Origin of the sequence: Polyangium sp. 15x6 (assembly GCF_029960785.1) — a bacterium.
GTDB lineage: Bacteria > Myxococcota_A > Polyangia > Polyangiales > Polyangiaceae > Polyangium.
Genome location: NZ_JASBQE010000052.1, coordinates 41456 through 54468, shown reverse-complemented (window position 1 = coordinate 54468; position 13013 = coordinate 41456). Strand labels below are relative to the sequence as shown.

Below are 13013 nucleotides of genomic sequence, written 5' to 3'. Positions count from 1 at the left end.
GTGCCCTTCCTCGTCCTGCGCATCCTCTCCGTCCTCGCGGCCGTGTGGCTCGCCGTGCTCGGCGTCCGGCGCCTGCACGCAGGTTCGCCGCGGGGCATCGGCTGGATCTTCGGATCGCTGTTCGGGTTCGCCTTCGTCGTGCTCTCGCACTTCGCGTCGAAGACCCCGCGCGAGCGATTCGCGCCGTTCAAGCTGCGGGACGAGATCGTCGGGTTCTCCGCGCTCGGCACGGGCGTCATCTTCCTTCTCGCGGTGCTCGCCGCGCTCTTGCCGGTGATCCTCGACCTCCTCGAGCGCCGGGGCTTCAGCTCGTACGTGGGCGCGCGGCACGTGCGCGCCACGAAGAGCGGGTTTCTCACGGTGATCAGCGTGCTCAGCATGGCCGGCGTCGCCGTGAGCTCGTGCGCGCTCTGCTCCGTGACGAGCATCATGGGCGGCTTCGGCGCCGACCTGAAGCGCAAGATCCTGGGCAACAACGCGCACATCGTCGTCGACGTGACGCGGCCCGGCGGCTACGGCGACTGGGAGGACAAGCTCGACGGCATCCGGCTCGCGGTCGCGCCGAAGGGCGGGGCGGCGACGCCGGTCGTGGCGGGCGATGCGATGGGCTCGTCGGCGTCGAACACCGCGGGCGCGCTCGTGCGTGGCATCGACACGAACACGATCGCGCAGGTGATCGACCTCAAGCAGAACATCGAGGTCGGCAACTTCGACTGGCTCGACGACCCGGAGAAGCTCGCGGATTTGCCGGCCGACACGATCATCGGCCGGGGCCCCGGGGGCGAGCCGTACTTCAAGGGGCCGGACCTGCGCGCCTCGGCGGACCTCGATCCGGCCGTGAAGGCGGCGCTGCGCAAGGACGTGAAGATCCTGCCGGGCGTGATCATCGGCAAGGAGCTCGCGAAGAGCCTGCACGTGCTCGTGGGCGACGAGATCACCTTGCTCTCGCCGATGGGCGAGCTCGGCCCGATGGGCGTGATGCCGCGGACGCGCAGGTTCCGCGTCGCGGCGATCTTCTACAGCGGGATGTACGAGTACGACGCGACGCACGCGTACATCAAGCTCGACGTGGCCCAGAGCTTCTTCAGCATGGGCGACAACATCAGCCAGATCGACGTGCGCGTGCCGGATCCCGAGCGAGTCGCGGAGGTGACACCGCTCGTGCAAGCCGCGGCCGCGAAGTTCGACATGGGGGAGGGCAAGGAGCCGCTCCGCGTGCGCGACTGGGTGGAGATGAACAAGAACCTCTTCAGCGCCCTCAAGCTGGAGAAGATCGCGACGTTCATCATCCTCTCGATCGCGATCGCGGTCGCGAGCTTCTGCATCGTCTGCACGCTGCTCCTCATGGTGACCGAGAAGGGCAAGGAGATCGCGATCCTGAAGGCGCTCGGCGCCTCGGACGGCGCGATCATGCGCATCTTCATGCTCGAAGGCGTCATCATCGGCGGCATCGGCACCGTGTTCGGCGTGGGCACCGCGTTCGCCGCGTGCTCGGGCCTCGCGCGCTTCGGTGTCCGGTTGGATCCCGACGTGTATTACATCGACCGATTGCCGGTGAACGTGAACGGGAGCGACTACGCGATGGTCGCGGTCGCCGCGCTCATCATCTGCACGATCGCCACCCTTTATCCGGCCCGCGCGGCGTCGAGGCTATCGCCCGTCGACGGGCTCCGTTACGAGTGAGCCCATGAGCGAGCCGCTCATCGTCATCGAGAACCTGCAAAAATCGTTCGTCCACATGGGGCGTCGGCTGGACGTGCTCCGTGGGATCGACCTCGTCATCGATCAAGGCGAGGTCGTGGCGATCGTCGGCCCCTCGGGCGCGGGCAAGAGCACGCTCCTCCATTGCATCGGCACGCTCGATTTGCCGACGGCCGGGAAGATCAAGCTCGCGGGCGAGCACCTCGTGGGCCTGCCGAGCGCGCGCCTCGCGGCGATCCGGAACCGCACGATTGGCTTCGTGTTCCAGTTCCATCACCTCCTGCCCGAGTTCAATGCGCTGGAGAACGTGATGATGCCCGGCCTGATCCAGGGCAAATCACGCAGGGAAATGGAGGCGCCCGCGACGGCGCTGCTCACGGAGGTCGGCCTCGCGCACCGCGTGACGCATCGGCCCGGTGAGCTCTCGGGCGGCGAGCAGCAACGCGTGGCGCTGGCGCGCGCGCTCGTGCTCTCGCCGAAGCTCTTGCTCGCCGACGAGCCGACGGGCAACCTCGATTCGAGCACCTCGAAGGCGATGCACGACCTCTTCTTCGAGATCAATCGCAAGCACGGAACGACGATCGTTGTCGTCACACACAACCCGAGCTTCGCCGAGTCGATGCCGCGGATGGTGACGGTGACCGACGGGAGGATCGAGAGCGACGTTCGTCGCGGTCAATCCCCGTTCGAGAGCGAAAAAGCGGGCGCGGCGCCCGCGGCGCCCGCAGCGGCGGCCGAGGCCTAGGGTTTTACCAGGGAGAGCTTCTCCGCGATCTTCGCGCTCGATTGCGCGGCGCGGACCGGGTTCGAGAACGGGAACGTGATCGAGACGCCGTCGGTCGTGACCGTGCGCGCGCCGTCGTCGCGCACGATTTCGAGGATCGCGTTGTCGTCGAGCGGGGCCGTGGCGGCCTGGATCGTGGCCAGGTCTTTCGCGGCCGGCACGTGCTTCGGCGTCCGGACGCCGCCGGGCAAACCCATCACGTAGACCAGGGCGGCGGCGGCCTTTTTCGTGTCCTTGCCGTGGAACCAGGCGCCGACGTCGCGCGTGTCGAGGTGCGCGCAGCCGGCGTAGAGCGCGGCGCCGTCGGCGTTCGTCTCGCGCGCGATTCGTTCGCCGAGGCCGATGAATCGATTGCGGCCTTCGAGCTCGAAAAAGGCCCGCGCATACCCTTCCGAGAAAGTGATTTCGAGCTCGCCCTCGGGCTCGTGGCGCACCACCGAGACGGACCCGTCGTTCACCTTCGCGAGCACCGCGTCCACGTCCTCGCCGAGCTTGCTCTTCTGGCCCGCGGCCTCGATCACCGGATGCGTGACCATCTTCCCGTCTTTCGGGCCGAGCCACAGCCGCACCGTGAATCCTTCGAGCGGCATCGCGCCCCACATGCCGCCGGTCCACAGCATCGTGCGCGCGGCCTCGCAGGCGCGGGCGAGCCGTTCGCTTCGCTGCGCGGGGGTTTCGGTGCCGGGCTCTGTCGAGGCGGCGGGCGCCGGCGGGGGCCGCCTTCGCAGCGCCGTCACCGTGATCAGCAACATCATGCCGATGCCGAGACCGATTGCGAGGGGGGCGAATCGCTGCGAGGGCGGGAGCTCGACGCCGGGCTTCTTCTTCGGGCCCGGGCCGCGCTTCGGGGGAGGGGTCTTCGGCATGGGCGGAGCTTACTCCACCCGAGGTGTGGCCGGGAACAGCTCCCGTCCGGATCCGAAGTTTTCCCTCGGATCCGGACGAGCGCTCATAGCGTCACGGGCAGGTCATGCCGCCGTTGCAGTCATTCGGGCATTCCTGGCAGACGCCGCAGATGATGATCGCGTTGTAGTCGGCAATGCCGAACACATGCGCCTGCTCGCAATTGATCTGGCACTGCACGTCGCCGGCCGGGCACATGTCGAGGCACTGCGAGAGCGCCGTGCACTCCGGGTTGTTCAGGCAGATCTGAAGGTCGTCCTCGCAGATGCCGCCCATCGCCATCGAGCAGTCGAAGCAGCTCTGGCAATTGTTCTTGTTGTCGCAGGACGCGGGGCACTGGAATGCCACCGGGTCGACGCCGCAGACCGTCCCGCACTCCTGGCAGTAGAGGCAATCGAGCAAGTCGTTGTACGGGTTGATCCCGTTCGGGAACTGCTGGCCGCACATGTTCGGGCACATCGTATTGGCCGGGTCGCACATGGCGATGCAGTTGTAGAGGTCGACGCAGTCCTGGCTGTTCGCGCAGGTCGCGAGCTCGTCCGAGCAGAGCCCGTCGAGCGCGCATTGCTCGCAAGTGCCGCAATCACCGAGCGTGCCGCACCCGCCGGCCGGCTGGCAGACGCCCGCGTAGCAGGCGACGCTCGGCAAGCAGGCGTTGTCGCACATGCCGCAGTTCGCCTCGTCCGTCTGCGTATCGACGCATTCGCTGCCGCACTTCGTCGTGCCGGCCGCGCAGGTCGCGCCGCATTGCCCGTTCGAGCAGACCTGGCCGGCGGCGCAGGCATTGCCGCAGGCGCCGCAGTTGCTCGGGTCGAGCTTCGTGTCGACGCAGAGGTTGCCGCACTTCGTCGTGCCGGGGCCGCATTGCGCGGCGCACTGGCCGTTCGTGCAGACCTGGCCGGCGCCGCAGACGACGCCGCAGGCGCCGCAGTTGCCCGGGTCGTTCTTCGTGTCGACGCAGGTGTTCGCGCACTTCTTCGTGCCGCCGACGCAGTTCAGGTTGCATTGACCGGCCGCGCAGACCTCGCCGGCCGCGCAGACCTTGCCGCACATGCCGCAGTTCGCGCCGTCGGTCTCGGTGTCGACGCACTCATTGCCGCACTTCGTCGTGCCGCCGACGCAGTTGAGCTGGCAGACGCCGTTCGAGCAGACCTGGCCGGCGGCGCAGGCCTTGCCGCACATGCCGCAGTTCGCCGTGTCCGTCTTGATGTCGACGCAGAGCGTGCCGCACTTCGTCGTTTGACCGACGCAGTTGAGCTGGCACTTGCCGGCCGTGCAGACCTCGCCGAAGGGACACGCCGCGCCGCACGCGCCGCAGTTCAGCGGGTCGAGCGACAGGTCGATGCACTTGCCATTGCAGACCGTGGTGCCGCCGACGCAGGCGAGCTGGCACATCCCGTTCGAGCAGACCTGGCCGTTCGGGCACGCCGTGCCGCACATGCCGCAGTTCAGCGGGTCGACGGTGGTATCGACGCACTTGCCATTGCAGTTCGTCGTGCCGCCGACGCAGGCGAGGCCGCATTGCCCGTTCGCGCAGACCTGGCCGGCCGCGCAGGCCGTGCCGCACATGCCGCAGTTCGTCGGGTCGATCGTGAGGTCGACGCACTTGCCATTGCAGTTCGTCGTGCCGCCGACGCATTGCGTGGCGCACTGCCCGTTCGAGCAAGCCTGACCGGCCGGGCACGCCGTGCCGCACATGCCGCAGTTCATCGCGTCGATGGTGAGGTCGACGCACTTGCCATTGCAGTTCGTCGTGCCGCCGACGCAGGCGAGACCGCATTGCCCGTTCGCGCAGACCTCGCCGGCCGCGCAGGCCGTGCCGCACATGCCGCAGTTCCCCGGGTCGATGGTCGTGTCGACGCACTTGCCTTCGCAGTTCGTCGTGCCGCCCACGCATTGCGTGCCGCACTGGCCGCCCGAGCAGACCTCACCGGCCGCGCAGGCCGTGCCGCACGTGCCGCAGTTCTCCGGGTCGATGGTGGTGTCGACGCACTTGCCCTCGCAGTTCGTCGTGCCACCGGCGCACGCCAGGCCGCATTGCCCCGCGGTGCAGGTTTCGCCGGCCGCGCAGGCCTTGCCACACGCGCCGCAGTTGTTCGGATCGATGTCGGTGAGCGTGCAGGTCCCGTCGCAATCGGTTTGTCCGGCCGGACACGTATCGCCGCCGCCGGTGCCACCGGTGCCGCCGGTGCCACCGGTCGCGCCGGTGCCGCCGGTGCCGCCGGTCGCGCCGGCGCCGCCATTGCCGTCGGTCGTGTTCGATCCGCCGCCGTCGCTACACCCCGTCCACGAGGCCACGGCGAGGCTCATGAAAGCCGCCGTGAGCGCCCATCGCCACCCCCCTCGGGGGGACTGCGCTTTGCTACTCATCGCTGTTGGAACCTTCCTGGAAAGCAGGCACATCTCGATTCGAGCGGTTCATTTCTGTCCCCCACCGCACGGTCTTTCGCGTTCGTCGGCGCTCCGGCCGCACGCGCGGCAATTTTTCAGGCGACCATGCCGCAGTTTTCGGAAGGAAATGATCCGCTGGAATCGCCCCGGGGACCGTCCCTCGGGCGACCGACCTTACCACTGCTTGGACGGACGTGGAAGCGTCCGGTCGATTATCGGACGGACGTGGAATGTCCGATGACCATGGAAAATCGTCTGTTAAAGCGGCAATTCGTCTAGCAAAGTGGAGCCGCTGCTAGCCGAGCCGCTGATGGAGGATTTCAGCGGCGCGCAGGGCCATGGCCATGATGGTCATCTGCGGGTTCACGCCGAGGGAGGACGGGATGGCGCTGCCGTCGCATACGTAGAGTCCGGCGACGTCGTGGGCCTCGTGGTCGGGTCCGAGGCAGGAGCGGGCGGGATTGGTGCCGATACGGCACGTCCCGAGGGGGTGGTAAGCCGTCACCTCGATGTCGCTCGGCTGAATGCGGCTCGACCGGAGGCGGGCGAGGGCCTCCTTCGTGCTCACCTCGTCGTGACCCGCGACGAACGGCAGGACGCGGCGCGCGCCGGCGGCCTGAAAGACGTCGCAGAGGATCTCGACGCCGCGCTGGAGGAGCCGCGTATCTCGCTCGTTCATGCGATAGAAGAGCAGCGGGCGGCCGCCGGGGCCCGTGCGGACCTCGCCGCGGCTATGGTCCTGGATCATGAAGCCGAACGTCGCGAGGTATGGGTATTTTTCCATCACCTCGACGTACCTCGGCCCCGACCACGGCACGCCGAGCGCGGCGACGTCGAACGGGAGCGAGCCGCCCTCGAAGAGCAAGCCTTCCTCGGCGAATTGGTCGATCGAATACCCTTGCGGGATCCCGTTCCATTGATCGACGCGTTCGTCGAAGAGCGCCATCACCTTCGAGGCGGGGTGGATCGAGAGGTTTTTCCCGAGCATCCCCGAGGACAGGCAAGCGCCGCTGCGGCGGAGCAGGAGCGGCGTCATGAGCGTGCCGCCGGCGACGACGACGGCGTCCGCGCGGACGCGGAGGCGCGGGGCGCGGCCTTTCGTTCGTTCGGCGCCGAGGGTCGCGGTGACGCCGCGGGCGCGTCCGGCCACGATGTCCACGAAATCGACGCGCGCGGCCGTCACGAGCTCGGCGCCGTGGGCGAGCGCGGCGGGCACGTAACTCACGTCGGTGGAGCGTTTCGCGCCCGTGGGGCAGCCGAAGCAACAAATGCCCTGGCCGTCGCAATCGGGGGCGTTGCGGGTGATCGCGTGGTGGCGGAGGCCCAGGTGCTCGGCGCCGCGCGCGATGATGCCGGCGATCTTGCCGAGGTGGAGCGGATTCGCGGGGGCGACGCCGAGCATGGCCTCGACGCGCTCGTAATAGGGGCCGAGGCCCTCGGGCGAGAAGTCGCGGGGCAGGCCGTGGTGATCACGCCAGTAGGCGAAGGTGCGGGCGGGGGCGCGGTAGCAGGTGCCCGAGTTGATGACCGTACTGCCGCCGACGGCGCGTCCGGCCCAGACGGGGATGTTCACGTTGCCGAGCGCGACGGTCATTCCCTTGTCGCGATAGAGATTGCCAAACGCCCGGGAGGGCCTGCCGTTGAAGCTCGATCGCCTGTGGTAATGGCCCTCCTCCAGGAGGAGCACGGCCCGTCCGCGCGAGGCGAGCTCGTAGGCCGCGGCCGCGCCGCCCGCGCCCGTGCCGACCACGACGACCTCGCATTCGAGGTCGAGATCCGTATCGACCTCGCGCCCGTCGGTCACGCGGGCCATCCAGCGGGGTTTTTCGTCGCGCACCGTCTCGAGCTCGTAGCGGCAGCCGACGTGGCGGAACATCTCGGGCCGGTCGAAATGCATGGCCTTGAGCGGCGTGAGCAGGACCCGGACGATCTCGCGGACCGGCAGCACGCGCGATCGCTCGAAGCGCCGGAGCGCCGCGAGCCGGTCCTCCACGGAGAGCTCCGAGAACGGCCTTCGCTTCGTGGGCAGCGTGGACAGCTCGACGGCCCAGAGGGAGCCCTGAAAGACGCGGATCGCCTCGCGGGGGATGTCGGACAGGTAGCGGTGCGTGGCCTCGGCGGTGTCGCGGCCCGCCCCTTCGAGGAAGCGCCCCGGGGGGAGGGCGGCCTCGGCGACCGCCGTCAGGATGTCGAGCTCACGCGCGGAGAGCCACCGGCCTCGGTCCGCGCGCGGGGCGGCAGACGCCTTGCGATGCAGGCCACGCGCGAGGCCCTCGGGATCGCTGGGGACGGAGAGCGAAGGGTCCGGGTGAGCAACCATGCGTGGCTCCCTTGTGTACTAAAAATTCTGTAGCGAAAGAACGCACAGAATACAAGGGGGCGAGCGCGACGGGCTCGCCGTGCAGCCAGAGCGTTGCCTCGGAGCGGCCGGGGGGTTCGGGGGCGCAGCTCGGCTCGCCGAGCGTAGCCCCCGAGCGTTACTCGATCGGCAGGACGATCAGCGGGCTCGAGTGGTGGAGGTTGAGCGTCTCCCAGGCCTCGTCGTCGACGGCGACGCCGCGCGGGCCCTCGCGAAAGTGGCCGAGGACGGCCCGGAAGAACGGGGGCTCGGGCATCTCGACGGCGAGGATGCCTTTGCGGTCGCCGACGTCCGGGGAGTAGGGGCGGTCGGCGCGGGTGCGCTTCGTGTCGGCGATGAGCGTGATCTCGTCCATCCGCGCCGTGTAGTGCGGGCCGCCGTCGAAGGGGTCGACGCGGTGGGCGTAACGGAAGCCGATGCGGCGCAGGAGTTTTTCGACGCCGCGGGTCTGCAGGCCCGTCTTGCCGATGACCTTCTGCGCTTCCTCGGGCAGGAGCGACGCGTGGATGGGCCCTTCGGGGAAGAGGCCCTTGATGAACTCCTTGTTCTTCTTCGAGAGCCGGTCGGCCTCGGCGTACGTCAGGTCCGTGAAGCGACGGCCGAGGGCCTCCCAGAGGTGGCTCGTGCCGTCGGGCTCGAGCGGGGGCAAAAGCTCGGCGAGGACCTCCTGCTGGAAGAGCTCGCGGTGGGCGGCGAGGTAGAGGAACCGCACGTACGAGATGAACGTGCCGAGCCGGTCGGTGCGGCGGTACTCGGGCATGATCACGAGGCCGCCGATCTCGGTCGGGCCGTCGTACGAGTAGCCGATGCGCAGGAGCGTGTGGTGGAAGTGCCGGTCGATCGTGGCCGAGTACCGCTCCTCGTCGAGCACGTCGAAGTAGATGTAGGGCGCGCCGCGCCGGCCGAGCTGCGCGATGATCATCGAGGTGCCGATGATGTGGTCCTTCGCGCGGTCGATGAGGACGAAGACGTACTGCCGGAGGCGCGGGTCCTTGATCTCGCCGGTGAAGCTCTTGTGGGAGAGGCTCACGATCTCGTGAATCTCGTCCCGATCGTGCGGCAGGTTGACCGAGTTGAGGTGTCGCGCGACGCGGAGCATTTGCTCCTCATCACCGAGGGTGGCGGCGCGAATCTCGAAGGGCAGCATGGGAAACAGAGGCTCGGGTGGCGCGGTGGCTCGGCTCGTCCGAGCTCAGCGGGATCCCCCAGAGGCGCGACAGCCTAGATGGGCGAGCGGCCTTAGGCCACCCGGGGACGGTCACGGGCGTCCGAGGCCCCGCGAAAACCACACCCCTCGTGGATGCGTTATCCCGAACAGCATGCGCTCGTCCAGTTCTCGCCCATATCCCGTTTCGTGCAGCCGTCGCCGGCGATGACCGGGTTCCGACTGTAAAACGTGCCCCCCTCGTAACGATAAGCCGCTGGGCGGCCGGCGTAATGTGCCTTGCAATCATCGTCGAATCGAGGCGTGCGGGTGCGGCGGACGGGCGCGGGCTCCGCGGCGGGGGGCCCGGCAGCGGGGGCGGCCGTGGCGGCCGGGCTCGTGGCGACCTCGGCGCCGACGGGCAGGGCGACGCCGCCGAGCGAGCAGGCTTTTCCATTCCAGGAGAGGCCGGGTTCACACATGGGCTCGCCCTTCACGCGGACGCAGGCGTCGCCGCGGGGCTCGGTATCGGGCGGGCAGGCGAGGGGGGTTTGCGACTTCGCGCAACGCACGCCGAGCGAGGCGCTCCATTTGTTGGGTTCGTAACGATTGCGCAGGGCCGTGCGGAGCCACTTGGGGAAGCGGCGGCTCCAGCTCCCGCCGCGGTAGACGCGGTGGGTGCCGGTGGTGAGCTCGTCCGGGTAGGGGCCGTAGACGGTGGAGGTCCATTCCCACACATTGCCCGACATGTCGTATAGGCCGAAGGCGCCGGCGGGGAACGAGGCGACGGGGCAGGTGCCGGGGTGGTCGTAGCAGGCGTGTTTCTCGTCGGGCGGGTCGTCGCCCCAGGAGAACTTGCGGTGCTCGTTACCGGCGCGGGCGGCGTACTCCCACTCGCGCTCGGTGGGCAGGCGCTTCTTGGCGAAGGCGCAGTAGGCCTCGGCCTGGGGGAAGTCGATGCAGCTGATGGGGTGATCGGCCTTGTCGGGGGCGTCGCCGGGGCAGAAGGTCTCGCCGGTGTGCGCGGGGGTGCAAGCGCCGGCGGCGACGCAGGCGCGGTAGGCGGCGACGGTGACCTCGGTGCGGTCGAGGTAGAAGCCGGCGAGGACGACCTCGTGCATCGGCTTCTCCTCGGGCAGCCCCTCGAGCGCGCGTGAGCCCATGAGGTAGATGGCCGGCGGCAGGGCGATCATGCCCTCGGGCGGAGGCTCGGGCGCGGGAGCGGGGGCGGCGGCGGTTGCGGAAGCGGAAGCGGAAGCGGGAGCGGCTGCGGGAGCGGAAGCGGCGACGTTCGTCGAGGCGGGCGCGGGGGCAGGGGAGGCCTCGACGCTGCATCCGAGGGCCACGACAGCGAGCAGCGCGAGGAGCAAGGCCCGACGATCCACGGCGCGGAGCATGCCGGCAGACGACGACGGTCTGCAAACAAAAGGGGGGCTTGGGGGCGTAGCTCGGCTCGTCCGAGCGTAGCCCCCATCGTCCGACAGAGGCCTCGGGCCGGGCTCACCCGAGCATGGCGATCTGCTCCCGAAGCGCGGCATCCATGGCGTCGAGCGGCGCTCGCTCGCCCGTGTAGAGCTCGAACTGCCGCGCCGCCTGGTGCAAGAGCATGCGCCCGCCGTGGATCACCCGCGCGCCTCGCCGCATCGCCGCGCGGACGAGCGCCGTCTCGATCGGCTTGTACACGATGTCCATCACGAGCAGCCCCGCGGGGATGGCCTCCTCGGGCACCGGACTCTCGGCCGCGATCTCCCCCATGCCCACGGACGTCGCGTTCACCACGATGTCGTAGTCCCCCGCGCTCCGCGCCTCCTCCACGCCGGCCGCGCGTCCTCCGATCTCGGCCGCGAGCGCCTCGGCCTTGTCGACGCTCCGGTTCGTCACGACGACCTTCGCGCCTGCATCCGCGAGCCCGTGCGCCACGGCGCGCCCGGCCCCGCCGGCCCCGAGCACGAGCGCGCGCGCGCCCTTCACGGGCGCGACCTCTTCGAGCGCGCGCACCGCGCCCACGCAGTCGGTGTTGTACCCGAGGAGCCGCCCGTCCTCCTGCACGACCGTGTTCACCGCGCCGATCTTCGCCGCGAGGGGATCGATCGCGTCGAGCAGCGGGAGGATCTGCTGCTTGTACGGCATCGACACGCCGAGCCCGCGGATCCCGAGCGCGCGCATGCCCGTGATCGCGCCGCCGAGATCGGTCACGCGGAACGGCACGTACGTGAACGGCAAGCCGAGCGCGCGGTAGCCCGCGAGGTGCATCGCAGAGCCGAGGGAGACCGGATAAAGCGAAATCGATCCACAGAGCGTGAGCTTCGCGCCGGAGGCGTGGGCGTTCGTCATGCGCGCAGGCTGGATCGGCCTTGGCCGTGATGCTACCGACCACCACGCGATGGCCTCGTTCGAGCCTTCCCTCACGCTCTCCGAAGAGGCTACGCCGCCCGTCGCGTCGCGACGCAAGCGCCTCCTCGCAGCCCTCTTCAAGCGTGCCCTCAAGTTCGTCGCGCTCGTCTTCGTGCTGACGGCGGCGCGCGCCTCGCTCGCCGACCAGTACCACGTGCCGACGGGCTCGATGTGGCCGACGATCGAACCCGGCGATCGCATCTTCGTGGCGAAAGCCGCCTACGGCCTGCGCATCCCGTTCACCGAGGCCTGGCTCTTCCACCACAGGAGCCCGCGCCCCGGGGAGGTCGTGGTCTTCGCCGATCCGCGCGGCGGCGCGATCCCGCTGGTCAAGCGCGTGGTCGCGACGGAGGGGCAAACCGTCGCGGTGAAGCGGGGCATCCTCTACATCGACGGTCGCCCGCAGCGCATCGAGCGGCTCCCGGACGGCCGGTTCTTGGAGCACCTCGGCGCGCTCGCGCACGAGTCGGGGGGCCGCGACTTCGAGGACTTCGGTCCTCTGGTGGTGCCTCGGGATCACCTGTTCGTGATGGGCGACAACCGGCCCGCGTCGCTCGACAGCCGGGTGATGGGCACGGTGCCGAGCGCGCTCGTGCGCGGGCAGGTGCTCGGGGTGCTGTTCCGGGGAGAGGGGCTCGATTTCGAGCGGTTGTTCCGGTCGATCCGGTGAGGGGCGAGGCGGGCGGGGATCGAGTATCCTCCGACGCATGAACGTGCCGGCTCGCAAGGCTCCTCCTGCTGCGCCTCCCGCGACCCTGGAGGACCTGTACGCCATCCCCGAGGAAAAGCGGCGGCACGAGCTGATCGAGGGCGTGATTCACGAGAAGGGTGCTGCGACTGGGGAGCATGGTCGCGCGCAGCGCAGGTTGTCCGGGTACGTTGAGCCGTTCGATCGGCGCCCTGGTGGTCGCTTCCCCGGTGGATGGTGGTTTGCCACCGAGGTCGACATCTTCTTCGATCCGAAGAGCACGTTCGTACCCGACGTTGCGGGCTGGAGGCGTGAGCGCGTCCCCGAGCAGCCGCTTGGAACGCCGATCCGCGTTCGCCCTGACTGGGTCTGCGAGATTCTCTCGACGAACCGACGCAACGATCTCGTCAAGAAGAAGCGCGTCTACCACCGGCACGAGGTCCCTCACTGCTGGATCGTCGATCCGGTCGAGGAGAGCCTGTCCGTGTATCGCTGGGAGCCTGCCGGCTACCTGGAGATCCTCGTCGCCGAACGCGGCGAGCGGGTTCGCGCCGAGCCGTTCGACGCGATCCCGCTCCAGGTAGGCATTCTTTTCGGGGACGACGAAGAGGACGAAGAGCCCGCGGCCGGCGAGCCCTGATCGACGCTC

Annotated in this window: 10 protein-coding genes; 4 read left to right on the top strand and 6 right to left on the bottom strand. The window is 69.2% G+C overall.

Going from position 1 to position 13013, the window contains the following annotated elements:
• Both QHF83_RS31595 and QHF83_RS31590 read left to right on the top strand, forming a co-directional pair.
• The gene (locus tag QHF83_RS31595; RefSeq protein ID WP_282421714.1) at nt 1–1683 is read left to right on the top strand and encodes an ABC transporter permease; all 1683 of its coding nucleotides are present in this window, start codon (nt 1–3) and stop codon (nt 1681–1683) included.
• A gap of 4 nt (nt 1684–1687) precedes the next feature.
• Nucleotides 1688–2446, top strand: coding sequence for an ABC transporter ATP-binding protein (locus tag QHF83_RS31590; protein WP_282421713.1), 759 nt, complete (start codon nt 1688–1690; stop codon nt 2444–2446).
• Here the strand turns inward: QHF83_RS31590 and QHF83_RS31585 are convergent.
• The 6 genes from QHF83_RS31585 to QHF83_RS31560 all read right to left on the bottom strand — a co-directional run bounded on the left by QHF83_RS31585 (nt 2443) and on the right by QHF83_RS31560 (nt 11616).
• Complete coding sequence (locus QHF83_RS31585; protein WP_282421712.1) at nt 2443–3351, bottom strand: hypothetical protein; 909 nt, start codon at nt 3349–3351, stop codon at nt 2443–2445. The two genes, QHF83_RS31590 and QHF83_RS31585, sit on opposite strands and share 4 nt — an antisense overlap.
• Before the next feature lie 91 nt (nt 3352–3442).
• Nucleotides 3443–5698: an MXAN_6577-like cysteine-rich protein gene (locus tag QHF83_RS31580; RefSeq protein ID WP_282421711.1), complete on the bottom strand. Its 2256-nt coding sequence runs from the start codon at nt 5696–5698 to the stop codon at nt 3443–3445.
• A gap of 376 nt (nt 5699–6074) precedes the next feature.
• Nucleotides 6075–8099 (bottom strand): GMC family oxidoreductase, encoded by a 2025-nt coding sequence (locus QHF83_RS31575; RefSeq protein ID WP_282421710.1) that lies wholly within the window; start codon nt 8097–8099, stop codon nt 6075–6077.
• 157 nt (nt 8100–8256) lie between these two features.
• Nucleotides 8257–9285, bottom strand: a complete 1029-nt coding sequence (locus tag QHF83_RS31570) for an arginine N-succinyltransferase (protein WP_282421709.1) — start codon at nt 9283–9285, stop codon at nt 8257–8259.
• Nucleotides 9286–9443: 158 nt separating this feature from the next.
• Nucleotides 9444–10667 (bottom strand): SUMF1/EgtB/PvdO family nonheme iron enzyme, encoded by a 1224-nt coding sequence (locus tag QHF83_RS31565; protein WP_282421708.1) that lies wholly within the window; start codon nt 10665–10667, stop codon nt 9444–9446.
• A 115-nt stretch (nt 10668–10782) separates the two neighbouring features.
• Nucleotides 10783–11616: a shikimate dehydrogenase gene (locus QHF83_RS31560; RefSeq protein ID WP_282421707.1), complete on the bottom strand. Its 834-nt coding sequence runs from the start codon at nt 11614–11616 to the stop codon at nt 10783–10785.
• On the opposite strand from QHF83_RS31560, the gene lepB reads away from it, so the two are divergent.
• Together lepB and QHF83_RS31550 are read left to right on the top strand one after the other, a co-directional pair.
• Nucleotides 11582–12346: a signal peptidase I gene (gene lepB / locus QHF83_RS31555; RefSeq protein WP_282421706.1), complete on the top strand. Its 765-nt coding sequence runs from the start codon at nt 11582–11584 to the stop codon at nt 12344–12346. The two genes, QHF83_RS31560 and lepB, sit on opposite strands and share 35 nt — an antisense overlap.
• 37 nt (nt 12347–12383) lie before the next feature.
• On the top strand, nt 12384–13004 hold the full coding sequence (locus tag QHF83_RS31550) for a Uma2 family endonuclease (protein ID WP_282421705.1): 621 nt from the start codon (nt 12384–12386) through the stop codon (nt 13002–13004).
• The last annotated feature ends 9 nt before the right edge of the window (nt 13005–13013 follow it).

Coding starts and splice junctions, on each gene's coding strand:
- QHF83_RS31550 (WP_282421705.1), top strand. CDS start 12,384: ATGAACGTGCCGGCTCGCAAGGCTCCTCCTGCTGCGCCTCCCGCGACC.
- QHF83_RS31560 (WP_282421707.1), bottom strand. CDS start 11,616: ATGACGAACGCCCACGCCTCCGGCGCGAAGCTCACGCTCTGTGGATCG.
- QHF83_RS31575 (WP_282421710.1), bottom strand. CDS start 8,099: ATGGTTGCTCACCCGGACCCTTCGCTCTCCGTCCCCAGCGATCCCGAG.
- QHF83_RS31580 (WP_282421711.1), bottom strand. CDS start 5,698: ATGAGCCTCGCCGTGGCCTCGTGGACGGGGTGTAGCGACGGCGGCGGA.
- QHF83_RS31590 (WP_282421713.1), top strand. CDS start 1,688: ATGAGCGAGCCGCTCATCGTCATCGAGAACCTGCAAAAATCGTTCGTC.
- QHF83_RS31585 (WP_282421712.1), bottom strand. CDS start 3,351: ATGCCGAAGACCCCTCCCCCGAAGCGCGGCCCGGGCCCGAAGAAGAAG.
- QHF83_RS31570 (WP_282421709.1), bottom strand. CDS start 9,285: ATGCTGCCCTTCGAGATTCGCGCCGCCACCCTCGGTGATGAGGAGCAA.